This is a genomic window from Rubinisphaera margarita (assembly GCF_022267515.1).
Lineage (GTDB): Bacteria > Planctomycetota > Planctomycetia > Planctomycetales > Planctomycetaceae > Rubinisphaera > Rubinisphaera margarita.
Genome location: NZ_JAKFGB010000010.1, coordinates 1 through 23,641 on the forward strand (window position 1 = coordinate 1; position 23,641 = coordinate 23,641).

Annotated in this window: 17 protein-coding genes; 7 read left to right on the plus strand and 10 right to left on the minus strand. The window is 59.6% G+C overall.

Annotated features, from left to right (window positions below; translation table 11 throughout):
• Positions 1 to 64: 64 nt before the first annotated feature.
• Positions 65 to 1,411, minus strand: a complete 1,347-nt coding sequence (locus tag L1A08_RS07205; RefSeq protein ID WP_238755651.1) for a dipeptidase — start codon at positions 1,409 to 1,411, stop codon at positions 65 to 67.
• Between the two features lie 144 nt (positions 1,412 to 1,555).
• On the opposite strand from L1A08_RS07205, the gene L1A08_RS07210 reads away from it, so the two are divergent.
• The 6 genes from L1A08_RS07210 to L1A08_RS07235 all read left to right on the plus strand — a co-directional run bounded on the left by L1A08_RS07210 (position 1,556) and on the right by L1A08_RS07235 (position 10,671).
• On the plus strand, positions 1,556 to 3,013 hold the full coding sequence (locus tag L1A08_RS07210) for a Gfo/Idh/MocA family protein (RefSeq protein ID WP_238755652.1): 1,458 nt from the start codon (positions 1,556 to 1,558) through the stop codon (positions 3,011 to 3,013).
• A gap of 64 nt (positions 3,014 to 3,077) precedes the next feature.
• Positions 3,078 to 7,049, plus strand: coding sequence for a PVC-type heme-binding CxxCH protein (locus L1A08_RS07215; protein ID WP_238755653.1), 3,972 nt, complete (start codon positions 3,078 to 3,080; stop codon positions 7,047 to 7,049).
• Between the two features lie 34 nt (positions 7,050 to 7,083).
• Positions 7,084 to 8,442: a neutral/alkaline non-lysosomal ceramidase N-terminal domain-containing protein gene (locus tag L1A08_RS07220; protein WP_238755654.1), complete on the plus strand. Its 1,359-nt coding sequence runs from the start codon at positions 7,084 to 7,086 to the stop codon at positions 8,440 to 8,442.
• Positions 8,443 to 8,489: 47 nt separating this feature from the next.
• On the plus strand, positions 8,490 to 9,866 hold the full coding sequence (locus L1A08_RS07225; protein WP_238755655.1) for a hypothetical protein: 1,377 nt from the start codon (positions 8,490 to 8,492) through the stop codon (positions 9,864 to 9,866).
• 3 nt (positions 9,867 to 9,869) lie between these two features.
• Entirely contained in the window at positions 9,870 to 10,346 is a 477-nt protein-coding gene (locus tag L1A08_RS07230; RefSeq protein WP_238755656.1) for a DinB family protein, read from the plus strand.
• Complete coding sequence (locus L1A08_RS07235) at positions 10,339 to 10,671, plus strand: cupin domain-containing protein (protein WP_238755657.1); 333 nt, start codon at positions 10,339 to 10,341, stop codon at positions 10,669 to 10,671. The genes L1A08_RS07230 and L1A08_RS07235 overlap by 8 nt, the downstream gene beginning before the upstream one ends.
• Here L1A08_RS07235 and L1A08_RS07240 read toward each other — a convergent pair.
• Positions 10,658 to 11,809, minus strand: a complete 1,152-nt coding sequence (locus L1A08_RS07240) for a M20 family metallopeptidase (RefSeq protein ID WP_238755658.1) — start codon at positions 11,807 to 11,809, stop codon at positions 10,658 to 10,660. The genes L1A08_RS07235 and L1A08_RS07240 overlap by 14 nt on opposite strands.
• Before the next feature lie 41 nt (positions 11,810 to 11,850).
• Here L1A08_RS07240 and L1A08_RS07245 point away from each other — a divergent pair, with 41 nt between their 5' ends.
• A complete protein-coding gene (locus L1A08_RS07245) occupies positions 11,851 to 12,804 on the plus strand; it encodes an amidohydrolase family protein (protein WP_238755659.1) in 954 nt (317 codons plus the stop codon).
• Positions 12,805 to 13,000: 196 nt separating this feature from the next.
• Here the strand turns inward: L1A08_RS07245 and L1A08_RS07250 are convergent, their stop codons facing one another.
• The 8 genes from L1A08_RS07250 to L1A08_RS07285 form a co-directional block, all read right to left on the minus strand.
• Positions 13,001 to 13,465, minus strand: coding sequence for a RidA family protein (locus tag L1A08_RS07250; protein WP_238755660.1), 465 nt, complete (start codon positions 13,463 to 13,465; stop codon positions 13,001 to 13,003).
• A gap of 41 nt (positions 13,466 to 13,506) precedes the next feature.
• Positions 13,507 to 14,607 (minus strand): alanine racemase, encoded by a 1,101-nt coding sequence (locus L1A08_RS07255; protein WP_238755661.1) that lies wholly within the window; start codon positions 14,605 to 14,607, stop codon positions 13,507 to 13,509.
• 18 nt (positions 14,608 to 14,625) lie between these two features.
• Entirely contained in the window at positions 14,626 to 16,569 is a 1,944-nt protein-coding gene (locus tag L1A08_RS07260; RefSeq protein WP_238755662.1) for a sodium:solute symporter family transporter, read from the minus strand.
• The gene (locus tag L1A08_RS07265) at positions 16,566 to 16,889 is read right to left on the minus strand and encodes a hypothetical protein (protein WP_238755663.1); all 324 of its coding nucleotides are present in this window, start codon (positions 16,887 to 16,889) and stop codon (positions 16,566 to 16,568) included. Before L1A08_RS07265 ends, L1A08_RS07260 begins: the two co-directional genes overlap by 4 nt.
• An 11-nt stretch (positions 16,890 to 16,900) precedes the next feature.
• Positions 16,901 to 17,986 (minus strand): dipeptidase, encoded by a 1,086-nt coding sequence (locus L1A08_RS07270; RefSeq protein WP_238755786.1) that lies wholly within the window; start codon positions 17,984 to 17,986, stop codon positions 16,901 to 16,903.
• 75 nt (positions 17,987 to 18,061) lie between these two features.
• A complete protein-coding gene (locus L1A08_RS07275; RefSeq protein WP_238755664.1) occupies positions 18,062 to 18,973 on the minus strand; it encodes a metallophosphoesterase family protein in 912 nt (303 codons plus the stop codon).
• Positions 18,974 to 19,014: 41 nt separating this feature from the next.
• Entirely contained in the window at positions 19,015 to 20,448 is a 1,434-nt protein-coding gene (locus L1A08_RS07280; protein ID WP_238755665.1) for a DUF1501 domain-containing protein, read from the minus strand.
• 17 nt (positions 20,449 to 20,465) lie between these two features.
• Positions 20,466 to 23,489, minus strand: a complete 3,024-nt coding sequence (locus tag L1A08_RS07285) for a PSD1 and planctomycete cytochrome C domain-containing protein (protein WP_238755666.1) — start codon at positions 23,487 to 23,489, stop codon at positions 20,466 to 20,468.
• Between the last annotated feature and the right edge of the window lie 152 nt (positions 23,490 to 23,641).

Consider the following 23,641-nt stretch of genomic DNA (forward strand, 5'->3'; position numbering starts at 1 on the left):
CGCAACACAGAGATGAATCTCTGTGTCATCCGTGTTCTCGGCTTTTACTCCCTGCTCCGTACCATCATGCTTTCATCGTTTCCTCGGCGACTCTCAGCACGTTCTCGCCGAGGATCTTGCGGATGTCTTCGTCCGAGTAGCCTCGCTGAACCAGTCCGACGGTAAACAGCGGCCAGTTGGTCCAGGCGATGCTGTTGGTCATGGTGGACGTCGTTTTGAAGTCGTCATCGGGCCAGAGCATGCGGAAGTCTTCCCGCCGTCGCGGGCGACGCGGCACCTTCTTTGACTCGGCCGAAGAATTCGAGGAGTTGTAGGCCACGTCGGTCCCAATCGCGACGTGATCGACGCCGAACTTCTGAGCGATATAGTCGACGTGATTGAGCAACATCGCGATGTCTCCGGTTCCTTTCAGGTACCGCGGAATGCAGCAGATGCCGACGAATCCGCCGGAGTCGACGATCGCCTTGATGACTTCATCTGGCTTGCTGCGGGCGTGCGGTTTGCTGTCGAGAGCCGCACAGACGGTATGACTGGCGACGCACGGTTTGCTCGACAACTTCGCGGCTTCCAGACTCGTCTGCCAGCCGGAATGGGCGCAGTCGGGAATCACGCCGACGCGGTTCATCTCCGCGACCACGCTTCGTCCGAAGTCGCTGAGCCCGGCGTTGGCCGTCTCGCCGCAGCCATCGCCAATCATGTTCCGCCGCTGGTAAGTCAGATGCATCATGCGGATGCCGAGCTGATAGAACACGCGGAGATACCGTAGTTCGTCGGGGACAGACACCCATTGCTGCGTAAGCGGAACGCCGTTGCCGGTGAAGTACAGAGCATGTTTGCCGAGCCGCTTTGCTTCGCGAATATGTTCAGGAGTGCCGGCTTTCACCACGTACTCATCGAGCATGTCGGTGGCGAACGTGAAACGGGCCAGCCGCTTGATCAACCGGAGTGGATCCTGTCCTTCTTCGCCAGCGTTCTGAAAAATGCAGGTCACGCCGGAAACCCGCCAGGCATCAAGATACTCCTGCTGCTCGGCCGTGTCGGTCACGTACCGTGTCATGGTCATCTCTTCGCGGAGATCCTGCAGCTCCAGGTCCGAGGCGCCGGCTTCGACCTCTTTGGCGAAGGCGTCTCCATCAATCGCCGCCCGGGGTGAGAAACCGTAGGAATCGAACACGATCGACTCGGCATGCAGGCGGAGTCCGTGTTCGAGTTGTTTCGGCGTCGGCTTGAGAATTCCGAGCGCCACTTCACGAGCATGTTGAACCGCAGGACGCAGCCGCTCTGTGAGTCGCTCCACTCCAGAGGACTCCTCTCCAGTTGACTCCCCGGGCACTTCATCCGCATTCGTTCGCACGGCCGCCATGCCGGCCGTCATCCCGAGTGCACTGTTCAGAAAATCGCGTCGCTGCATGCCTGGAGTCCTCGCTGGAGATCGATTGAGCGAAAGAGTTCTGCGGTTTTGCTTGACGGCCACTATAACAGCGGTAAGACTGATTTCCACGATACGCGCTCATCGCCCGCAACGCTCCTCCCTCCAGAGCTGAAGGTACTTGCCATGCTGCATGATCCCCGGTCGACCTCTTCCCCGTCAGCGTCCACTCCCTCGCTCAACCGGCGATCATTTCTCAAGCAGGCTTCGCAAACGTTCGCGGCCGGCGCCGCATTCAGCCTTGTTCCCCGACACGTGCTCGGTGGTCCCGGCTTCGTGCCTCCCAGTGAGAAGATCAACGTCGCGATCATCGGCTGCGGTGGTCGAGCTCGCAGCAACCTCAAAGGGGTGATGCAACACAACGACGCCCAGGTGATTGCAGTCGCTGACCCGGCGGAAGAATCCGATTCAACAGGACTGCGAATCTATCGCTCAGTGAACGGGCGAATGCCGTTCAAGTCGGAAATCGAAGGCTACTACGCCCAGAAGACGCCCAACCACGGTTGCAGCGCGTACGAAGACTTCCGCGTCATGCTCGACAAGCATCCTGAGATTGATGCCGTCGTGATCTCCACTCCCGATCATCAGCACGCTCATGGAGCTGTGCTTTCCATGCGGGCGGGCAAGCACTGCTACTGCGAGAAGCCGCTGACGCACAACATTCGCGAGGCTCGGCTGGTGGCACAGGTCGCCAAAGAGACCGGCGTCGCCACGCAGCTCGGCAATCAGGGGCATTCGCGGGAGACAATGGCCCAGACGATCGAACTGGTTCGTTCGGGAGCCATTGGGCCGATCAAAGAAGTTCATTCATGGGTCCCGACCCGCCGCTGGAATCCGGAACTGATGGCTCCGCCGACCGAGAAGCAGCCTGTTCCCAAAGGCCTGAACTGGGATCTGTGGGTTGGACCGCGGCAGATGCGCCCCTTCAATTCCGCCTATGTGCCGGTCCACTGGCGTGACTTCTGGGAGTTCGGCTGCGGCGCCCTCGGCGACTTCGGCTGCCATGATCTCGACTCTCCAACGTGGGCGTTGAACCTGTTCGCTCCATCGACCATTGAAGCTCACAACGTGGGGCAGACGCATCCCGATCTCGCGCCGCACGGCACCATCTGCTACTTCCATTTCCCGAAGGTCGGCGATCAACAGGAGTTGAAAGTGACCTGGTACGATGGCGGTGTGAAGCCGGAGTTCCCCGCGGCAGCCGATCCGGTTCGGAACCGCTACGCCCGTGGCGTGATGTTCGTCGGCAGCAAAGGGTATCTGCTCTGTGAAGGAGCGGGCGGCACGCCGCGTATGGTGCTCAACGACGAACTCATCGAGAAGCCGGAGCTTCCCGCTCAATCGATCCGTCGCGTGCAGGATCACTACCGCGACTGGCTCGACGCCTGCAAGGGTGCCGAACCGGCTCTCAGCAACTTCGAATACGGTGCGAAGCTGACCGAAATCACGCTGCTCGGTGTCCTCGCGGTCCGGCTCGGTGGTCAGAAGCTGCACTGGAATCACGACGACATGAGCGTTGAGAACAACTCCGACGCCGAACGAATCATCAACGGCTCCTACCGAGAAGGGTGGGAGCTCGTGTAATCGCTTTTTCTTTCCAGCTGCGCTCGGAAAACTCGCCTTTCATTTTCCCAAAACGGTCGACTTTATGCGATTTTCCCTCCCTCGTGTTTCCCTCCTTTTCTCCTTTTGTGTGTTGATTGCGGCGGGGCTGTGCAAAGCAGCTCCGGACCAGGACTCTGCAAAGCTTGATCATCGAAAACTCGATCGGTTCATCGATGAATCGGGGGAGTCGCAACCGATCAAGACCGCAGCCGACTGGCAGAAGCGACGGACCTCCATTCTCGCCAACATGCAGGCGGTGATGGGGCCTCTGCCGAAACAGGCTCAACAGGAGCGCCCCGTCGAGTTCGAAGTTCTCGATCAGACTGAGACCGAAGACTTCATCCGTCAGACGATCCGCTTCAGTGCCGAACCGGGCGATCCGGTTGTTGCCGACCTTTACACGCCCAAAGCGGGCGATGCCCATAACCGCCCCGGCGTCGTCGCTCTGCATCCGACCGGTGCCCAGGGCAAACGCATCGTCGCCGGCGAAGGTCCGCGAAATAACCGCCAATACGCCGTGGAACTGGCCCGACGTGGCTACGTGGTCATCGCTCCCGACTATCCTTCGTTCGGTGATCTGAAGGACTATTCGTTCGCCGATGACGAATACGTCTCCGGCACGATGAAGGGAATCGTCAACCATATGCGGTGCGTCGATGTGCTGCGTTCTCTTGATGGCGTCGACGATGAACGCATCGGCGTCATCGGGCACAGCCTTGGTGGACACAATGCTCTGTTTCTCGCCGCCTTCGATGAACGGGTGAAAGTCGCCGTCACCAGTTGCGGGTGGACTCCCTTCCATGATTACAAGGAAGGCAACCTGACCGGCTGGACGAGCGACCGTTACATGCCGAAGATCAAGACCGAGTACGATCTCGATCCGAACAAGGTGCCGTTCGACTTCCCGGAAATCATTGCAGCGATTGCTCCGCGAGCCGTCTTTTCCAGCTCTCCCACGCGGGACGACAATTTCGATGTCGAAGGAGCCCAACGCGGAATCGCCGAAGCCTCCAAAATCTTCAAGCTGCTCGACGCTCCCGATCAACTCCAACTGCTCACACCGCCGTGCGATCATGACTTCCCGACCGAGATCCGCTCCGATGCCTACAAGTTCATCGATCAGAATCTCAATCACAAGCCGCTCGCCGAACTCGATTTCGGCAGCGAACTCCCCCGCATTCCGGCTGTTGAACTGCCGGATGTCCTCGACTCCTTCAAAGTCGTCGACGGCTACAAGATCGAGCTGACCGCAGCCGAGCCGCTGGTCGTCGATCCGGTCGCAATGAGCTTCGATGAGAACGGAGCGTTGTGTGTGGTCGAGATGCGCGGGTACTCCGAAGACGATGGTCAGAACCTGGGTCGCATTCGCGTGCTGACCGATGAGGATGGCGATGGCACCTTCGACAAGAGTGCGGTGTTCGCAGACGGGCTTTCCTGGCCGACGGCTATCATCTGTTACGACGGCGGCCTCTTTATCGGAGCCGCTCCGGATATTCTCTATCTCAAAGATATCGACGGCGACCAGCAGGCCGATGAGAAGAAGGTCGTCTTCACCGGTTTCGGCAAACGGAACGTGCAGGCGTTGCTCAACAGTTTTCGCTGGGGACTCGACAACCGCATTTACGGAGCGACGAGTTCCAACGGGGGCGTCGTCAAGCGGCCCGAGCAGCCCGATTCGGCTGGTATTGATCTGCGAGGTCGCAATTTCTCATTCGATCCGAAGACCCTCGAACTTCGTCCTGAAAGTGGAGCCGCCCAGCACGGGATGGCATTTGATGACTGGGGCCGAATGTTCGTCTGCTCGAACAGCAACCATTTCCAGATGGTGATGTATGAAGATCGCTACGCGGCTCGTAACAAGTATCTGAAGGCTCCTTCGTCGCTGGTGTCTGTGGCTGATGACGGAGCCCAGGCGGAAGTCTTCCGCATCAGCCCGCTTGAGCCGTGGCGAATTGTGCGAACGCGATTGCGGGCATCGGGCCGTGTGAAAGGCGTCGTCGAATTCGGCGGCAAGTATTCGGGCTACTTCACCTCGGCGACCGGAATCAACTTCTTCCGCGGCGACGGCTGGTCGAAGGCTGACCGGGGCACGGCGATCATCGGCGACGTCGGGAACAACATCGTTCACCGCAAGCAGGTCTACGACGACGGCATTCTCCGCAAGGGGAAGCGAATTGACATTCAGACCGAGATGATCGCCTCCACTGACATCTGGTTCCGCCCGGTGCAGTACGAAAACGGTCCCGACGGTGCTCTGCATGTTCTGGATATGTATCGCGAAACCATTGAGCACCCCTGGAGCCTGCCGGAAGAGATCAAGAAGTTTCTTGACCTGACCAGCGGCCGCGATCGCGGGCGGCTGTATCGCATCACAGGAGAAGACTTCAAGCAGCGGCCCGTTCCTCAACTGGCCGAAGCCGATATCTCAACTCTGGTCGAGTTACTCGAGCATCCGAACGCCTGGCATCGGGAAACGGCCAGTCGCCTGCTGTATGAACGGCAGGATCCGCAGACGGTCCCGGCCATCAGGTCTTCGTTTGAGTCGATGTCCGCCCCGGGAAAGATGCACGCCCTTTACGTGCTGCTGGGTGCCGATGCCCTCGACGAATCGCTGATTGCCCGCAGCTTCGATGATGCCGAGCCGCAACTCCGCCGGCACGCCGTGCGATTGAGCGAGCACTTCCCCGACTCGTCACTGCTTCAACAGAAGCTGGCAGCCGCTGTGAACGACCCTGCCCCAGCGGTACGCTATCAACTGGCGTTCACTCTCGGCACCTTCCCGCAGTCATTCAACGCTCCCCTGATTGCCGACCTGCTCAAGCAGAGCGGAAGCGATTCCTGGATGCGGTTCGCTCTGCTGACGTCAGTCGATCAGCAGTTGCCGCAGGTCATGAATTCGCTGGCATCCGACAGTCAGTTCCTGAAATCGTCCGCTGCTCGTCCGGTCCTCGAAAGTCTGACCGATCTTGTCGCCCGCCGTGGCAACGCCGAGGAAGTCGACACGTTCGCCACCAGCCTTCTCAACAACGGTGGACTCCCTTATGCATTTCGCTCGAAGCTGTACGGACAGTTTGCAGCAGCCGCTGGCGGAAAGTCGCAGCAGTATACCTCGCTGAACGAATGGCGGAATGAATTCCTCAAGCAGGCCCGAGCCAATGCCGAGGACGAGAAGGCTCCCGTCGCCCAGCGGCTCGATGGGATTGCCGCCCTTTCGGTTTCCACGGAAGCGTCCGATCGCGAGTTGCTTCTCGATCTGCTCGATCCACGCAGCCCGGAAGCCATTCAGCTGGCCGCCCTCAACACCCTGGTGGCGATCGGCGGGGAAGAAACCGACGATTATCTGATCGACGTCTATCCGCAGTTCAGTCCCACGCTGCGAAAGCAGGCTCAGGTGGCTCTGTTCTCCCGACCGACCTGGACAGCTTCTTTGTTGAAAGCCGTCCTCGCCAGCCAGCTTCCGAAAGCCGATCTCGATCGGTCTCAACTGCAGATTCTGAAGACATCGAAGTCGAAAGAACTGAAACAACTTGCCGGACAGGTCAGCAGTCTCTTCGAAGATTCCTCGCGGAACGTCGTGATTGACCGTTACCGCCCTGCCCTGGAGATGTCCGGGGATATCGATCACGGTCGGCAACTGTTCCTGAAGTCCTGTTCCAGCTGTCATAAGCTCGAAGGAAAAGGCAAAGCGATCGGGCCGAATCTGGCCAGCTTCAAAAATCGCGGCAAGGAAGCGGTGCTGACCAATCTGCTCGATCCGAACCGCGAAGTGACGCCCGACTACCTGACTTATGTCGTTGTCACCGTCGACGGCCGGACTTACACCGGCATGCTCGCCAACCAGAGCGCGACCACGATCTCCCTGCAGAGAGCCGAGGGAGAACCACTCGTGCTTCTCCGGGCCGACATCGAAGAAATGCGGACCAGTGGCATTTCACTGATGCCGGAGGGGCTTGAAAAAGACCTCGATGTCGATGCCGTGGCCGATCTTCTCGCGTATCTGATGCAGGCCGAATAGTCGCGTTCCGCATGAATCACAGGAGTTGACTTCGATGAAGAGTTATCAAAAGGTCCTGCTGGTCGCGACGCTTCTGCTTTTCGCCAGCCCTTCGACATTCTGTCAGGCGGCTTCGTGGAAAGCCGGGACTGCCAAACTTGATATCACACCGGTCACGCCGATGTGGATGTCGGGGTACGCGAGCCGCACGAAACCGGCTGAGGGCACACTGCACGAACTGTGGGCCAAGGCACTGGTGCTGGAAGATGCGAACGGCAAACGAGCCGTCGTGCTTTCGCTCGATCTCGTTGGCATCAGTCGCACGACGGCGATGAGAGTGACGAATGGACTTAAAGAGAAATACGGCATCGAACGAGCCGAGATCGCGATCGCGACTTCACACACTCACTGCGGTCCCGTGATGGGTGAGACGCTGGAAACGATGTACTTCCTCGATGAAGAACAGAGCCAGCGCGTTGTCGATTACACGAACGAGGTCGTCCCCCGTCTCGTCGACCTGGTGGGCGATGCTCTCGCGAAGCTGCATCCGGTGACCTTCGAATACGGAGTTGGTGAGGCGACGTTCGCCGTGAACCGCCGCGAGAACCCCGAGAAGGAAGTCCCCGCTCTCCGGGAAGCCGGGAAACTCAAAGGCCCGAACGATCATGCCTTACCCGTGCTGTTCGTCAAAGACGAGAACGGCAAGGTCGAATCGCTCCTGTTCGGTTATGCCTGTCATGCGACCACGCTTTCGTTCTATCAATGGTGTGGCGACTGGCCCGGTTTTGCGCAGATCGAACTGGAAAAGCAGTTCCCCGGGGCAACGGCGATCTTCGTCGCCGGCTGCGGAGCTGATCAGAATCCGCTGCCTCGTCGCGAAGTCGAATTGGCCGAGAACTATGGCAAGCAGATTTCAGCCGGCGTCGACGCCCTCTCTCCACAGAGGTTGACTGAGCTGACCGGCGAGATCACAACAAAGTACGTCGAAATCGACCTCCCCTTTTCGCAGTTGCCGACACGTGAGCAGCTCGAAGTCGACAAAAAGTCCTCGAACAAGTACACGGCCAATCGCGCGAAGAATCTGCTTCAAACGCTCGACGATGAGGGGAGTCTCGACAAGAGTTACCCCTATCCGATTCAGGTCTGGTCGATCGGCCCCCTGAAGATGGTCTTTCTGGGAGGCGAGGTCGTCGTCGACTACTCGCTGCGGCTCAAAGCCGATTCCGGAAATCCCCAGCTCTGGGTCGCCGGTTACTGCAACGACGTCATGGCGTACATTCCCTCTCGCCGCGTGCTGCTGGAAGGCGGTTACGAAGGAGCGACGTCGATGGTGTATTACGGCCTGCCGACAACCTGGGCTCCTCAGGTGGAAACGCTCATCGTCGACCAGGTCCAGCAATTCCTGAGTGAATAATCCGAATCACTTCGCGCTCGCGTCCCGCCTTCATGGAGATCTGCACAATGAAACTGAGATCGACCGCCCTCCTTCTTCTCCTTCTCCTCTCGTGGACCGCGTGGCTTCCCGCCGCGGAAACTCAGCTGCGTGTCGGCACCTTCGACGTCGATGCCTCCCCGCCCGTCGGAAGTCTGTTGGCGTACGATCCGGTGAAGGACATTCAGTCTCCGCTCAGCTGTCGCGGGATCGTGATCCTCGGCGCCGACGATCCGATCGTACTTTGCGCGATCGACTGGCTGGGAGTCTCGAACGATGGTCAGCGAGTCTTCAAGGAGAAGTTGGCTCAGGCCGCCGGGACCACTCCGGAGCGAGTCGCCGTGCATGCGATTCATCAGCACGACGCTCCGCGTTGCGACTTCTCGGTCGAAACCATACTCGCCCAGGCCGGCGTCGGCGGAGGCCAGTTCGATCCCAATTTCGCCCGCGTCGTCATTCAGAACGCCGCCGATGCGGTCCGTGAAGCAACGAAGTCCGCCACTCCCGTTGACTCCATCGGGCTTGGCGAAGGGATTATCGAGAAGGTTGCCTCGAATCGTCGGGTTCTGGGACCTGACGGGAAAGTCCAATACACGCGATACACGGCTACGAAAGATCCGGTTGTTCGCGCCAAGCCGGTCGGCACCATCGATCCGGCCGTGAAGCTGATCACGTTCTTTAAAGGAGACGAACCGGTCGCCGTGCTGACTTACTACGCGACGCATCCGCAAAGCTACTACCGGACCGGCCTGGCCAATCCCGACTTTCCCGGCATGGCCCGCAATGCCCGGCAGGATGAAACCAGCGTGCCGCACATCCACTTCAACGGAGCTGGCGGCAACATCGGAGCCGGGAAATGGAACGATGGCTCGAAGGAGAATCGCCAGATCCTGGCCGACCGCGTGGAAGCGGGAATGAAGTCGGCCTGGGAGACGATGAAGCGACAGCCGATTTCCGCAGACGATGTCTCCTGGGCGACCGAACCGGTTCTGCTGCCGCTCGCCGATCATCTTGTTGAAGAGAATCTGCAGAAGATCGTTCATGATCCAGAGTCGACGCCGCTCGATCGCCATCACGCTGCCAAGCATCTGGCGTGGATGTGGCGGTGTCAGGCGGGCGACACAATCGACATTGGCTGCCTGACGCTGAAGAACGCTCGCGTGCTGCACATGCCCGGCGAGTTGTTCGTCGAGTACCAGCTCGCCGCCCAGAAGATGCGGACCGATCTGTTCGTCGCCATGGCGGCTTACGGCGAGTATGCCCCGGGTTACATCTGCACGGAGATCGCGTATTCTCAGGGAGGATACGAATCAAGCGATCGAGCTTCGCGTGTTTCTCCGGCGGTGGAGAAGGTGTTGATGGACGCGATGGCTCAACTGCTGGAAAGTTCGAACGTGAAAGAGTGAGGCATGTCTGACCAGACGCTCCGGGACCATGTGACCTGGCTCCTCAACGGTGGTGGAGCTCATCTCGATTTCGAAGCGGCGATCGCGGATCTTCCTGAGGAAGCCCGCGGTCGCAAAGCTCCTGGGCTCCCGCACACCGCCTGGCAGCTGCTCTGGCATCTCCGCATCTGCCAGTGGGACATTCTCGAATTCTCCCGCAACGCCGATCACGTCTCCCCAGAGTTCCCGGACGGCCTCTGGCCGGAGACTGATGGTCCGCCCGAGCCGGCGGACTGGGACCGCACGGTCGATGCCTTTCGCGAAGAACATCGCCAGATGGTTGCGCTGTTCAATGACCCGTCGGTCGATCTGTACGCGAAGATCCCGCATGGAGACGGCCAGACGATTCTCCGCGAAGCGCTGCTCGTCGCCGATCACAACGCCTATCATCTCGGCCAGCTGGTCGATCTTCGCCGCTGTCTCGGAGAATGGGATGGCTGAGCTTTCGAATCTGTTTTCGGATCTGCCGAAGTCTCTCCCCGAAGAGCTCATCGAAGTCCTCGCGGCAAACAGTCATCTCCGCATTGAACGGATCGTTTCGACCGGACAGCACAGCCCGCCCGACTTCTGGTACGATCAGGATGAAGCTGAGTGGGTCGCGCTCCTGAAAGGTTCCGCGACGCTGGAGTTCGCCGACGAACAACGCCCGGTCGAGCTGCATCCGGGCGATTACATTCTGATCCCCGCTCACCAGAAGCATCGCGTCGCGAAGACATCGACCGATGAGCCGACGGTCTGGCTGGCGATCTTCTTCAGGACAGGCTGAGAAACTTCAGCAGGATCTCGACCGCCTGTTCCAGTTGCTTCACTTCGATCCACTCGTCCTTCGTGTGAGCCTGCGCGATATCTCCCGGTCCGAAGACGACTGTCGGCATTCCCAGCAGAGCGAACCGCGAAGCATGGGTTCCATACGGAACGCCGATCGCTTCGGTATCCACAATTCCGCTGGCGGCCGCAATCAGCTTTTCGGCCAGTTCCGCATTCCCGGTATCGTTCAATGGCTGGCTGATCGTGTCGGGCGGCAGGAATTCGAAATCGACTTCGCAGTTGGCCCGCAGCCACGTCTCGGCTGCTGCGATCGCCGCAGCGGCTTCCTCGCCCGGCACGACGCGACGATCGATCTCAATTCGGCAGCAGTCAGGAACGATGTTCACACTCGATCCGCCGGCAATGCGCCCCACACTCATCGTCGCACTACCACACAGGTGATGCGCAGGGACTTCCGTCTTCAAGAGGTGACTGTACTGCTCCAGGGCCCGCACAACGTCCGCCATCCGGTAGATGGCGTTAACTCCTCGAGAGGGGTCGCTGCTGTGGACCGCCACGCCGTTCGTCTGCACCTTCCACCGAGCGGCCCCCTTATGAGCGACAACCGGATTGAGGCCGGTCGGCTCGAAGACAATCGTCTGATCAATCTCTCCGAAGGTCGCCAGGAGCCCGTCCCGCTGCGACTCGAGTCGTCGGATCAAATCGGCGGCTCCCTTCTGTGTCCGTTCTTCGTCGCAGGTGCAGGAAAAGATGATCGTTCCGTGCATATGAGCGGAATCGGCTCTGAGCCGCTGCACGAGCTCAAGCATGACTGCGAGCGAGCCCTTCACATCGCAGCTGCCGCGACCGAACAGACGCCCTTCCTGTTCGAACGGCGTGTAGGGAGCAATCGTCATCCCGGCAACAGGGACCGTATCGGTGTGAGCGTCGAGCAGTGTGCAGGGGCGATCAGCATTTCCGGGAAGAACGGCGATGACGTTTCCGCGTCCGGGTTCGACTTCGTGGTACTCGCAGGGTACATTGATTTCGTGGAAGAACCTGCCGAGCCAGTCGGTCATCCCGGCTTCAAACCAGCCGTCTCCCTCCACCGCAGCGCCCATCGGATTCTGGCTCGGAATTGCCACCAGTTCACGCAAAATCGAACTTGCAGATCGGATGTTCGTCAAAGGAACCTCGCATGCACAAATCAACGGGCCACGAATCTTTACTCAGCCGCCGCGACATGCTGAAAGCGTCCACCGCAGCTGCTGCGGTCACTATGACCGGCACTTCTCTATTCGGCAAGTCGGACTCGAACACATCCGGTTTCATTGATGCCCACGTGCATGTCTGGACGCCCGACACCTCGACGTATCCGTTGAAGACCGGTTACTCAAAAGAAGACATGCAGCCGCCGAGTTTCACGCCGAAAGAGCTGATGGCCCACGCCGGCCCCAGCGGCGTCGATTGCATCGTGCTGATTCAGATGAGCTTCTACGGCTACGACAATTCCTACATGCTGCACGTGATGGACGCACACCCGGGACGTTACTCGGGGGTCGCAGTGATCGATCCCGAAGACAAACCGGTCGCCACGATGAAAGCCCTGAAGAAGAAAGGCGTTCGCGGTTTCCGCATCGTCGCCGGAAAGCAGGATCCCGATCAGTGGCTGAAGTCGAAAGGGATGCGGGCCATGTGGCGGTGTGCGGCCGACGAAGACATGGCCATGTGCCCGCTGATGAACCCGGAATACATTCCGTCCGTTGCGGCGATGTGCAGGAAGTTTCCGGAGACGACAGTCGTGGTCGATCACTTTGCCCGCATCGGTATCAGCGGCACGGTGAACGAGGCTGACCTGGATGCACTCTGCCAGCTGGCCGATCACGAAAAGACGTACGTGAAAACCTCAGCCTTCTACGCGCTCGGGAAGAAGTCGCCGCCTTATACTGATCTCGGCCCGATGATCCGCCGCTGCCGGGATGCCTTCGGAGCCGACCGCCTGATGTGGGCCAGCGACTGCCCGTATCAGGTGCAGGAAAATCACACCTACGCCGCCTCGATCGATCTCATTCGCGAGAAACTCGATTTCCTGAGCGACGAAGATCGCGAGTCGATGCTCCGCGGCACCGCTGAGAAAGTCTTCTTCAGTTAACGCCACAGGTCGCATCCGCCAGCCAACGCGGACCAGCACATGTGTGTTACTGGCTCAGCCGGGCTTCTTTCACAATGCAGTGTGCCAATAAAAAAGCCACTGGCAGAGCCAGTGGCACACGGTATTGGTCGATCGTCGTGTTGGTCGATCGTCGTGTTGGTCGATCGTCGGGGCGACCTGAGTCGGCCCTGCGGAATCAGTCTTTCAGTTTGATGATCATTTCCGTCTCGACACTCGAGTTCAACGGCAGTTGAGCAACGCCGATGGCTGTCCGGGCGGCGAGGCCGGCGTCGCCGAAGACGTCGAGCAGAAGCTGCGATCCCCCATTGATGACGACGTGCTGTTCCGTGAAATCGAGGTCGGTATTCACGTAACCGGTCAGGCGGACAATGCTCTCGATGTCGTCAAACGAGCCGAGTTCCTGGTACACCATGCGGAGGTTGTTGGCCACGCAGATGGCGGCCGCTTTCTGAGCATCTTCCAGCGACACGACGCTCGGCACCTTGCCTTTGTAGGGGATGCGGCCGTTCTCAATCGGCACCGCTCCGGAAACATACAGCGTGTTGCCGTTGCGGGACACAGGCCGATAAATCGCTCCCGGCGGGAGTTCGACGTCGACTTTGAATCCCTTTTCTTCCATTCGCTGTTCGCGTTCACCCATCACAGATTCCTTTTCTCAGTTGAAGTTCAAAGTTGTTCGGTTCAAACCAGCAGCCCGCGGGCGTCAACGGTCACAGCCGTCAGTTCGTTCCCCTGGAGCCACCAGATCTGGTTTTGCAGATTCACACACGGGCAGATGTGATTCGGAATGATCGTGACCCGCTCGCCAAGTTCCGGAGCAGTCCCGCAAGCCGAAGTATCGACCTGGGCGTGCTCCTCACTCAGCTTACCGATCACGGCATCCGGGTATTCCAGAATCAGCCCGTAACCGCACTCCGGGTTTGGCCCGTTGCGGTCGCTGGTCAGTGTCTTAGAGCCGGCATCGAGAACAACCTGCCCCGGCACAGAGGTACTGATGACAGTCGCGATGATACGCCCGGCACAGTCATCGACCGTGGACACGCCGGCTTCAATGCAGTTGCGATCGTTGTAGATGTAGGTCCCCGGACGAAACTCGGTGGTCGAAGGCATGAGATGCGTCTGGAACGCGGTCGGCGTCGAGCCTCCCGATACAATCTCCGTGCTCGTTCGCTGCTCTCGGAATCGGGAGACGGCGTTACGGAGAATCGATTCGACTGCGGCGAGCCGCGTGGACTGCTCTGGACCTGGAGCCGGAACGTTGCCGGGGAAATACATCAGTCCCCGAACGTGAAGCCCGGGAAGAGCATCGACCTGTTTCGCCAGTTCCGCAGCCGCTTCCGCCCCCTGCACTCCGGTACGACCAAAACCGACGTCGAGGTCGATCAGTATTCCAATCTCGCTCCCACTATTGGAAGCCGCGACGGAAAGCCGCTCGGCTGCGAGCAGGGAATCGAGTCCGACGGTGGTCCGCGTTTTCCGTGCGAGTTTCCCAATCTCAGCGGCTCGATGGGCATCGACCGGCGGATAGGCGATCAGCAGATCCTCACAGAGTTCGCTCATCACCTCGGCTTCACCAACCTTGGCCGTGGTCAGGCCGACAGCCCCGGCTTCCATCTGCATCTCGGCAACCCGACGCAGCTTATGGGTCTTGATATGCGGGCGAAGCTTCAGATTGTGTGCACTGGCATAGGAGGCCATGCGGGCGATGTTTCGCCGCACGCTCTCCGCATCAATCACCAGAGCCGGTGTGGGCACGGTCTCCTGAGTCCACGTCGTCGTCATGAGCGGCAGTATTTCCTGTCAGAAGAACTTGCGGACGTTCTCATCCGCCGGGGGAGGCGTGGCGAGCGCGGCAATCACCGCAATGGCCCCTGACCCGGCGATTCCCCAGACCATCGGGTCGAAACCGAGCGGCTTGAGTGGACTCATCGCACTCAGCGATGTCACTCCGCCGAGATAGGCGGTTACGTAGCCGATGATATAGAGCAGCATGCAGACCGCCAAGCCGCCCAGCATTCCGGCGATCGCACCAGCCGAATTAAACCGGGGCCAGAAGAGCGCCAGAAACACCGGCATCAGATAAACCGAAGCCAGTCCACTGGCGGCGAAGATAATGACCACCTGAAGAAACCGGGGCGGATTGATCGCCGCCAGCATCACCAGGACGCCGATGCCCGCGGTACAGACATAGCTCAAAGTCTTCGTCGTTTTCTCAGAGACGTCTGGATTGAACTCGCGTTGGTAGACATCCCGCACCAGGGAGGAGGAGATCATCAGCATGAAGCTGTCGACCGTCGACATCGCGGCGGCAAAGGGAGCGGCAATCAGAATCCCGGCCAGCCAGGGGATGCCGGCATTGTTGGCAACCGTCATCGATAAGACGGGCATGATGCGGTCCGGCGTCTGGTCGAGAGCCGGCACAAGCAGCCGCCCGCAACTGAAGATTACGACCAGCGAGAAATAGATCCCCCCATAGTAGACGACAAGCAGGGCCATCGCTTTCTTGAGCGTGCGAGTGCTGTCGAACGCCATGAGTCGCACTTTGTTGCCGGGCTGACCGGCTGCTCCGAACGTCCAGAAGACGAAGAACGAAAAGGCGATCGTCAACGGGAGGAACCCCGCTTCGCTGTTCTCGCTCGGGCCGGGAGCCATGATGTAAGCTCCCTTCCGATCCGCCCCACCCCGATAAGCCTTCTCCTCAGCCACGGTGACCGCAATCGACTCCGGCAGCATCACATCCGGCTTGCCGGCAATCTGCTCAAGCCGCATGTTCTTCTCGAACTCGCCTGTAATCTCGACCGCTTTGATCCGCGAGCTGACCGCCCCATCGGCCGGGATGCGTGCGGATTCATTGATACGGAACAGCCGCTGATCATCACCGTCGCCGAGCGTGATCCACGTTTCACTTGGAATAAAACGGGGAGCCGAATCAGTCGTGCCACGCAACTCGAGTTGAACGAGTTGAGGCGGAGTGATCTCGGCCAGCGTCCGGGTCGCGTTCCCTAGGCCTCCAACCTGAATAATCACCAGCACGAGCAGTGCGATGACGCCGAAGAACATCACAATGCCCTGAAGCATATCGGTCCACACGACCGCTCGAAATCCGCCGACCGACGTGTAAGCAACAACCGTGAGCGAAAAGACCAGCAGCCCAAGCAGATATCCGGGATCGACGTGAGCAATCAGCGGGATCTGACTTGTGACATCGCCGAAGGCGAGAACCGTCTGTTGCCAGACCTTCACGTTGGCCAATAGTTCCAGCAAGATGATGCTGCCCAGTTTGAATTGCGGCACCAGAAACAGTGACAGCAGAGATACGAGCAGGACGGTGGCGATGATCGAGACCGCTCTGCTGCCGAAGCGGGCAAACAACAGGTCAGGCAGCGTGATCGCCCCCGCCTGACGAGCGACGCGGTTGATTCGTTTTCCAAGAAGCCCCATAGAGACAAGAGGCACGGTCATGTAACCGGCAATCCACAGGGCAACCACCCAGCCGTGTGCGTAAACCAGCGAGGGGAACCCGGCGAACGAACCGGCTGAGGCACTCGTGGCGGCAAACGTCAGCATGAAGGCCCAGGGCCCGAGACCGCGGCTGCCGAGGAAGTAGTCGTCCATGAAGTTGGTTTTGGAGAGCACGTAATGGCTCGCCAGCGCCAACCCCAACACAGCTGTGGAGTAAATGAGAAACGTGACCAGTGCATCGGTCGAATTGACGGCAGCGAGAACGGGCAGAAATTGACTCATGGCGTTCCCTCCTGTTCGTCACCCTCGCCCAGCTTCTCCCGGGCAAACTCTTCATCATCATCGGTGATGTAGTACAAGGCGTACCAGATGGTAAATATCCCAGCCGCGATCCAGGGAACGAACACGCCCCAGAAGATCCAGTCCGGCAGACCGAGCACTGTCGGCGGCGATTCGACATCGTAGTCGTAGGCCATCCAGCCGCAGACGATCATTGTCCAGGCGGTGAAGAAGATCCAGCCGCCAACGAGAACCAGAAGCTCCCGGACAGCCCGTACAAACGTTGGCGAATATCGCCCCTCCGAATCCGGTGAAACAGGCAAGCCGTTCCCTTTCAGTCGGGTAGAACTGTTCGCAAAACGCGTAACCAGTTCCGGTAAAAAATGCGGTCAATGTCTTCGTCCGTGTATCCCCGCTCCTGCAGCACATCGGCCAGACGTTGAAGATCGGCGATCGATTTCAGATCCGCCGGCGTCTGTTCATTCCCGAAACCGCCATCGAGATCGCTGCCGATCCCGGAATGATTCGTATTCCCCGCCAGCTGGCAGACATGGTCGATATGATCGGCCAGCGTGGTGATGACGACCTTTGTTTCCGCTGGCGTCGTCTTGCCAATCACCCAACCCGGGTGGAGCATCCAGGCATCGCAGGCCACTCCGATCACCGCGTCCTTCTCGATGAGCCGCTTCATCAGATCATCCGGCAGCTGGCGATCGCCGGGAATCAGCGTTCGACTGTTGTGATGACTGGCCCAGACCGCTCCGTCAAACCGGTCTAAGGCTTCGTGCATGCTTTCATCGCAGAGATGCGTCGCATCGAGCCCCATGTCGAGATGCTGCATCCGATCGAGCAGTTCGCGACCGTCGTCGGTCAGTGGTCCCGTGACCGCCGTACCGGCTGCATAGTGAGAATGTCCGTAATGGGCAGGCCCGATGGCGCGAAGTCCCGCTTCGTGCCATTCGTTGAGCTGCGCAGGTGCCACAATCGGATCGGCTCCTTCCATGGAGAGAATACACCCGAGTGGAGTCGCGTCCCGATTCAGATCCCAGTTCTGAAGATGTTCGTCCAGATCGCGTTTCGTGCGGATCATCCGCAGGTATCCCTGCTGTTCCCAGAGGCGATAGCAGGCGAGTTGCCCGTAAGCAGCCGCGTACGCTCCAATCCGATAGACCGAATCGAGACTGGTCCGGCGATAATTCGGCTGCCGCTGATGAGCGGGCCCGCTGCGGGCGAGGAGCGTGACGACGCTGAGGCCGAGATTGCCCCGTCGCATTTCGGGGAAGGAGACCGTTGCGTTCCCGCGAATGTGCACATCATCCATGCCGCGTTCGGCGGCATTCAGTTCGTCGAGGGAGAGAGTGAGATCGCGATCGTAGGAAGCGGCGTTCCACGCCAGGTCCAGATGGGCGTCGACGATCATTCTCACGTGGGCAGGCTCCGGGAGGGGAAGGAACTCTGGCGGTGGGCCGTGTCAGCAAAATCCGTTGCGGGAGAGTCAACGCGTGCGCCACGTTAACTCCTGGACTTCACCGTTCCATGCATGTTGGGCATCGGTCGTATGTGTTGTCAATTGAACGCCTGTGGCGGAGAGACGTGCGGTCGTCCAGCCGGTGGTCGATTTCGTCGGATCGGCGACATAGGACGTGGCCGGCGTATTGATAATATGGATGCCCCGTTCCTCGGCGATGCTGCGATCGTGGATGTGGCCGTGAACGTAAGCCTTCACCTGCGTCCGCGAGACCAGCAGATCCCAGAGTTCAGGGGAATCGATCAGTCCGCCGGGAAAGTGAAGTGGATCGCCGCCGAGCCGGGGATTATGATGGGCGACGATAATGGCCGGCTTGTCGGGCCGGGCGTCGAGTTCCTTCTTCAACCAGTCCCGCTGCTCGACGTCAATCAGTCCCTGGGTAACCATCGTTTCCTTCAGGGAATCGAGCAGGAAGAAGTTTGCGAATCGGGTTTCGACAACCGCCAGATGCTTCGCGGCCACCGGCGGATCGTCCGGACGCTCATTCTTCAGCACTTCATAGAAGACCTCGCGATTGTCGTGATTCCCCAGCGTGAGATGCGTCGACACGCCCGCTTCGTACAATGGATTCAGCAGGCGACCGAGATGTGCATAGTCCCCGGGCTGGCCGTCGTACAGTGCCAGATCTCCGTTGATAATCACCGACGCCGGTTTCCGTTCGCGATTCACCAGCTCCGTGACAATCTGGCGGAGGTGACTCGGCACCGGCGAGTTCGGCGGATGCTTTTCACCAATGTGCGTGTCGTTGAGGAGATAGACGAGATCGTCTTCCGTCTCGCCAGCGGGCTCGGCTGCAAAGATGGATGAACGAGCCGCAAGGCCTGCTCCCACAGTGACAAGAAACTGGCGACGATTGCAGCCGGGAAGATGAACGGGCATGGCTCATTTCTCCACGATCGGATTTCATTCAGGGGCGAGCGTCAAGTGATGATATCGTGAATCACGTTCCCATGCACATCGGTCAGACGAAAGTCGCGTCCCTGATGCCGAAACGTCAGACGCCGATGATCGATGCCAAGCTGATGCAGCAGCGTCGCGTTCAGGTCGTGAATGTGAACCGGATCGCGGACGATGTTGTAGGAGAACTCATCCGTTTCCCCAAAACTGGTCCCCGGCTTGAAGCCGCCCCCCGCCACCCAGATGGTGAAACACCGCGGATGATGATCGCGGCCGTAGTTGTCGGCTGTCAGTTCGCCCTGACTGTAAATCGTCCGTCCGAACTCTCCCCCCCAGATGACCAGCGTCTCGTCAAGCAGGCCGCGCTCTTTCAGGTCCTGAACAAGAGCCGCGGAAGGCTGATCGGTATCGGCACACTGCCCGCGAATCTGCTTCGGCAGAGCGTTGTGCTGATCCCAGCCCATATGATACAGCTGCACGAAACGGACATCTCGTTCAATCAGCCGGCGGGCGAGCAGGCAGTTGTAGGCATAGTGCCCCCGCTTCATCACATTCGGTCCGTAACGCTTCAGCGTCGCGGCTGACTCTTCAGAGAAGTCGACAATCTCCGGCACCGACATCTGCATGCGATATGCCATCTCATACTGAGCAATCCGGGAGTTGATCTCCGGGTCCTGTTTCTCCTCGAAGGTCATCTGATTCAGAGCCGCGATCGCATTCAGATTCCGGCGGCGGCCTTCCCGTGTCACCCCTGCGAGGTCGTTCAGAAAGAGGACCGGATCGCCGGACGACATGAACTTCACGCCCTGATGCCGCGACTCGAGAAAACCGCTGCCCCAGAGACGATCGTAAAGCGGCTGGCAGTTGGGACGCCCACTTCCCCGGGAGAGTAGCACCACGAACGCGGGGAGTTCTTCGCTTTCGCTGCCGAGTCCGTAGCTGATCCACGAACCAAAGCTCGGCCGCCCTGCCTGTTCAGCACCGGTCTGCAGAAATGTAATCGCCGGATCGTGATTGATCGCCTCGGTGTGCATCGACTTGATGTAGCACAGGTCATCCGAAATCGCCGCGACGTGTGGCATCAACTCGCTGACCGTCGCCCCCGATTCCCCGTGTTGGCGAAACTTGAAAATCGTCGGCGCGATCGGGAACCGCTGTTGACCGGACGTCATCGTCGTCAGCCGCTGCCCCTGTCGGATCGAATCGGGCAGGTCCTCATCGAACCGCTCCGCCATCGCCGGTTTGTGATCGAACAAATCGATCTGCGAAGGAGCCCCCGACTGACAGAGATAGATCACCCGCTTCGCTCGCGGCTGCTTCTGCTCCGACGCCTCAACTGCAGTTGGCTTCGGATTCAGCAGCGTCTGCAGTGCCATCGAACCGAGTCCGAGCCGGCACGAGTTCGACAGAAACTGCCGGCGGTTCGTCCTCATTGCCTCTGCAAAAAGATCAGCCATAGTCATCACATTCCGTCTCAGGGACGAGTCAGCGTGGTATCGAGATTGAGCAGCACTTCGGCGACTTCCGTGAAAGCGGCCAGACGACTCGGGGCAATCGGAACAGCACCGGTTATCCATTCTTTAGCCGGAGCAAACCGTTCCGCCGCCCGTTGAGGATGCTCGGAGTAAACGCCGAGATGCTGATTGAGCAGTTCATCGAGCACTCTCAATTGACGCTCTTCAATCGCACGGCTCTGTGTGCGCTGCCACAGCGAGGCAAGGATCTCGGCGTCGTTGGAACCGTGCTCCTCACGGAGCGTTCGGTGTGCCAGCATGATCGCCGAGACTGCGAACGTCGGATCATTCAGCGTTGTCAGTGCCTGCAGCGGAGAATTGGTCGTCGACCGGCGAACGTTGCACGTCTCTCGACTTGCGGCGTCAAACACCAGCATGTTTGGCGGCGGCATGCCCCGCTTCCAGAAAGTGTAGAGGCTGCGGCGAAACCGGCCGCTATCGGAATCGGCTTCATAGCGGGTCGTGTTGCTGTTCACGCCGGCGACCGCTTCCCACAGTCCGTCCGGCTGCCACGGTTTTACCGGAGGTCCGCCAGCCTGATTCACCAGCAGTCCACTCACGTAGAGAGCCTGATCACGAATCATCGGAGCCGGCAATCGCAGACGGGACATCCGTCCGAGCAGTCGATTTTCGGGATCGCTTTCCAGCAGATCGGAACGGACCGCACTGCTGCGACGATACGTTTCCGAGAGCACAAACTCCCGGAGAAGCCGCTTGACATTCCACCCACTCTCCATGAAATCGGCGGCCAGCCAGTCGAGCAGTTCCGGATGCGTCGGTCGCTCGCCCTGATAGCCGAAATCCTCCGGCGTCCGCACCAGTCCGCTGCCAAAGATCTGCTGCCAGAACCGATTCACCGCCACGCGGGCGGCCAGCGGATGCCGCGGATCAACGAGCCAGCGGGCCAGCGTTAACCGATTCGCTGGCTCCCCGTCCGGAAGTTCCAGTCCCAGAAACTCCGGCACGCCCGCTTGAACAACTTCGCCGGGATGGTCGTACAACCCCCGTTCAAGCAAACGGGTCACGCGAGGAGCTCCCTCCCGTTCCTGCATCACCATGACTCGGGTCACTGATTCCGCTTTCAGACGGTCGACTTCCCGCTTTAGCTCATCCCGGCTCGCCCGCAAGTCCGCCAAAGCGGGCGATGTCTCACGGAATTCCGTCAGCAGCGTCTGTCGATCATTCGCATTCAGAGCCAAGAACTGCGAAGCCGTCATTTCCGCATCCGGCGTGCGTCCGACTCCGAGCGACAGGCGGAAACGCCCGATCATGTACTGTTCCTCGCGGGATTCATACCGCAGCCGCACGGTGACACGATCCCCCGCCTTCAACTCCAATGGAGACTCGGGCGTAAACCACGCCGTTGCTTCCGACTGTCCCGGGCCGGGCGACCAGCCCGTCAGTGGGTCTCCATCAATCGCCGTTGCCGCCGCTCGATCGGACAGTTCCCGGTCAGCAGCCGCGGCCGTTAATGGCAGTCGATTCCCATTCACAAGCAGTTCGATCTCGGAGAGCAGAAAATCGCCGTTGAAGCTCCGCGCGAGCGAATCGTCCGTTAGACTCGGATGGGCCAATGCCTGCAGCCGGAGCGAAGCGGCTTTAACAGCCGACGGAATCGTGAACGTCGCCTCATGGACATCGTTCAGCGGATTGGCTCCTCCGAAGAGAACCGACCCGTCTGCCAGCACCTCAAAGGTCGATCCGCCACTCGTCCCGCGCACTGCCTCGGGCGGCGTGACAAGCCAGAAACTTCCCCCTTCGCTCACCTGCCGATGAGTCGCCAGCCAGGCCGCGAACTCTTCGTCAGAGCCGGCTGATAACAGCCGTTTTTCGGCCGCATTCAGTTTCAGTCGGGCGATGGCCAGCTTCCGCTCTTTCGCCGGTACGGGGACTTTCACCTCCGGCACGGCTGCGGGGCCGACGCCATCCGAGCCTTTCTCTTCGATGTTGTTAAAGAAGGCGAACAGCCGGTAGAAGTCCCGCTGCGACAACGGATCGAACTTATGATCGTGGCAACGGGCACACCCGGCCGTCATGCCCATCCAGACCGTCGCCGTCGTGTCCACACGATCGATGACGTACTCCGTCCGAAACTCTTCCGGAATGCTTCCCGCTTCCGCATTGATGCGATGGTTGCGATTAAAGCCGGTGGCGATGCGCTGCTTCATCGAAGCCTGTGGCAACAGATCGCCCGCCAGTTGCTCAATCGTGAACTGATCGTACGGCTGATTGCTGTTGAACGATTCGATCACCCAGTCCCGCCACGCCCACATGGTGCGAACGTTGTCTTTCTGATAACCATGCGTGTCGGCGTAGCGAGCCGCCTCCAGCCAGTCCCAGGCCATTCGCTCACCGTAATGCGGACTGTCCAGCAGCCGATCAACGACCGCTTCGTAATCGAGATTCTCAAGAAACCGATCAACCTCATCCGGTGTCGGCGGCAACCCGGTCAGATCGAACGTCACCCGCCGCAACCACTCCTCAGGCTCGGCCGGCGGATTCGGTTCCAGCCCGGCTTCTTTCAGTCGACGATCAACATAATGATCGATCGCCCTGCGTGGCTCGTTCGCTTCAATTTCCGGTTTCTGAACCGGCTGATACGCCCAGTGTCCTTCCCAAACCGCTCCCTCGGCAATCCACTGCTGAAGGATCTCCTTCTGCCGATCGCTCAACTGCTTCACGGCATCCGGAGGGGGCATCACCGTGTCGGGATCGGTCGATGTGATCCGCCGAACCAGTTCACTCGCTCCCTGCTCATCGGCTGCAATCACCTCGCGAGCAGAAGCTTCCACATCGAACCGCATCTCGGTGACGCGGGAATTTTCGTCCGGACCATGACACAGCAAACAATGGTCGGAGAGAATCGGCAGAACATCGCGGCTGAAACGAATCTCGTCCGCCTGCAGCGTGACCGACGGGATCACCGCCGCCAGCAGCAGAGCCGCGATGCATCGAATTCGATCCGCGCCTGATCCCATCCTCATCCCACACCATCCTGTCAAAATTCCCAATGGAGGTGCCACTGGCTCTGCCAGTGCTGATCAACAGCCGTCGGTTGTCCAGAACACCACGGACAAATCCAGCGGCAATCGACGCGACGACCACACCATCCCAACTGAGTTCATTGATATGATAG

Bases quoted from the DNA above. Each gene is read 5' to 3' on its own strand.
- L1A08_RS07205 (WP_238755651.1), bottom strand. From the start codon at position 1,411: ATGCAGCGACGCGATTTTCTGAACAGTGCACTCGGGATGACGGCCGGC.
- L1A08_RS07210 (WP_238755652.1), top strand. From the start codon at position 1,556: ATGCTGCATGATCCCCGGTCGACCTCTTCCCCGTCAGCGTCCACTCCC.
- L1A08_RS07215 (WP_238755653.1), top strand. From the start codon at position 3,078: ATGCGATTTTCCCTCCCTCGTGTTTCCCTCCTTTTCTCCTTTTGTGTG.
- L1A08_RS07220 (WP_238755654.1), top strand. From the start codon at position 7,084: ATGAAGAGTTATCAAAAGGTCCTGCTGGTCGCGACGCTTCTGCTTTTC.
- L1A08_RS07225 (WP_238755655.1), top strand. From the start codon at position 8,490: ATGAAACTGAGATCGACCGCCCTCCTTCTTCTCCTTCTCCTCTCGTGG.
- L1A08_RS07230 (WP_238755656.1), top strand. From the start codon at position 9,870: ATGTCTGACCAGACGCTCCGGGACCATGTGACCTGGCTCCTCAACGGT.
- L1A08_RS07235 (WP_238755657.1), top strand. From the start codon at position 10,339: ATGGCTGAGCTTTCGAATCTGTTTTCGGATCTGCCGAAGTCTCTCCCC.
- L1A08_RS07245 (WP_238755659.1), top strand. From the start codon at position 11,851: ATGCACAAATCAACGGGCCACGAATCTTTACTCAGCCGCCGCGACATG.
- L1A08_RS07250 (WP_238755660.1), bottom strand. From the start codon at position 13,465: ATGGGTGAACGCGAACAGCGAATGGAAGAAAAGGGATTCAAAGTCGAC.
- L1A08_RS07255 (WP_238755661.1), bottom strand. From the start codon at position 14,607: ATGACGACGACGTGGACTCAGGAGACCGTGCCCACACCGGCTCTGGTG.
- L1A08_RS07260 (WP_238755662.1), bottom strand. From the start codon at position 16,569: ATGAGTCAATTTCTGCCCGTTCTCGCTGCCGTCAATTCGACCGATGCA.
- L1A08_RS07270 (WP_238755786.1), bottom strand. From the start codon at position 17,986: ATGATCGTCGACGCCCATCTGGACCTGGCGTGGAACGCCGCTTCCTAC.
- L1A08_RS07275 (WP_238755664.1), bottom strand. From the start codon at position 18,973: ATGCCCGTTCATCTTCCCGGCTGCAATCGTCGCCAGTTTCTTGTCACT.
- L1A08_RS07280 (WP_238755665.1), bottom strand. From the start codon at position 20,448: ATGGCTGATCTTTTTGCAGAGGCAATGAGGACGAACCGCCGGCAGTTT.
- L1A08_RS07285 (WP_238755666.1), bottom strand. From the start codon at position 23,489: ATGAGGATGGGATCAGGCGCGGATCGAATTCGATGCATCGCGGCTCTG.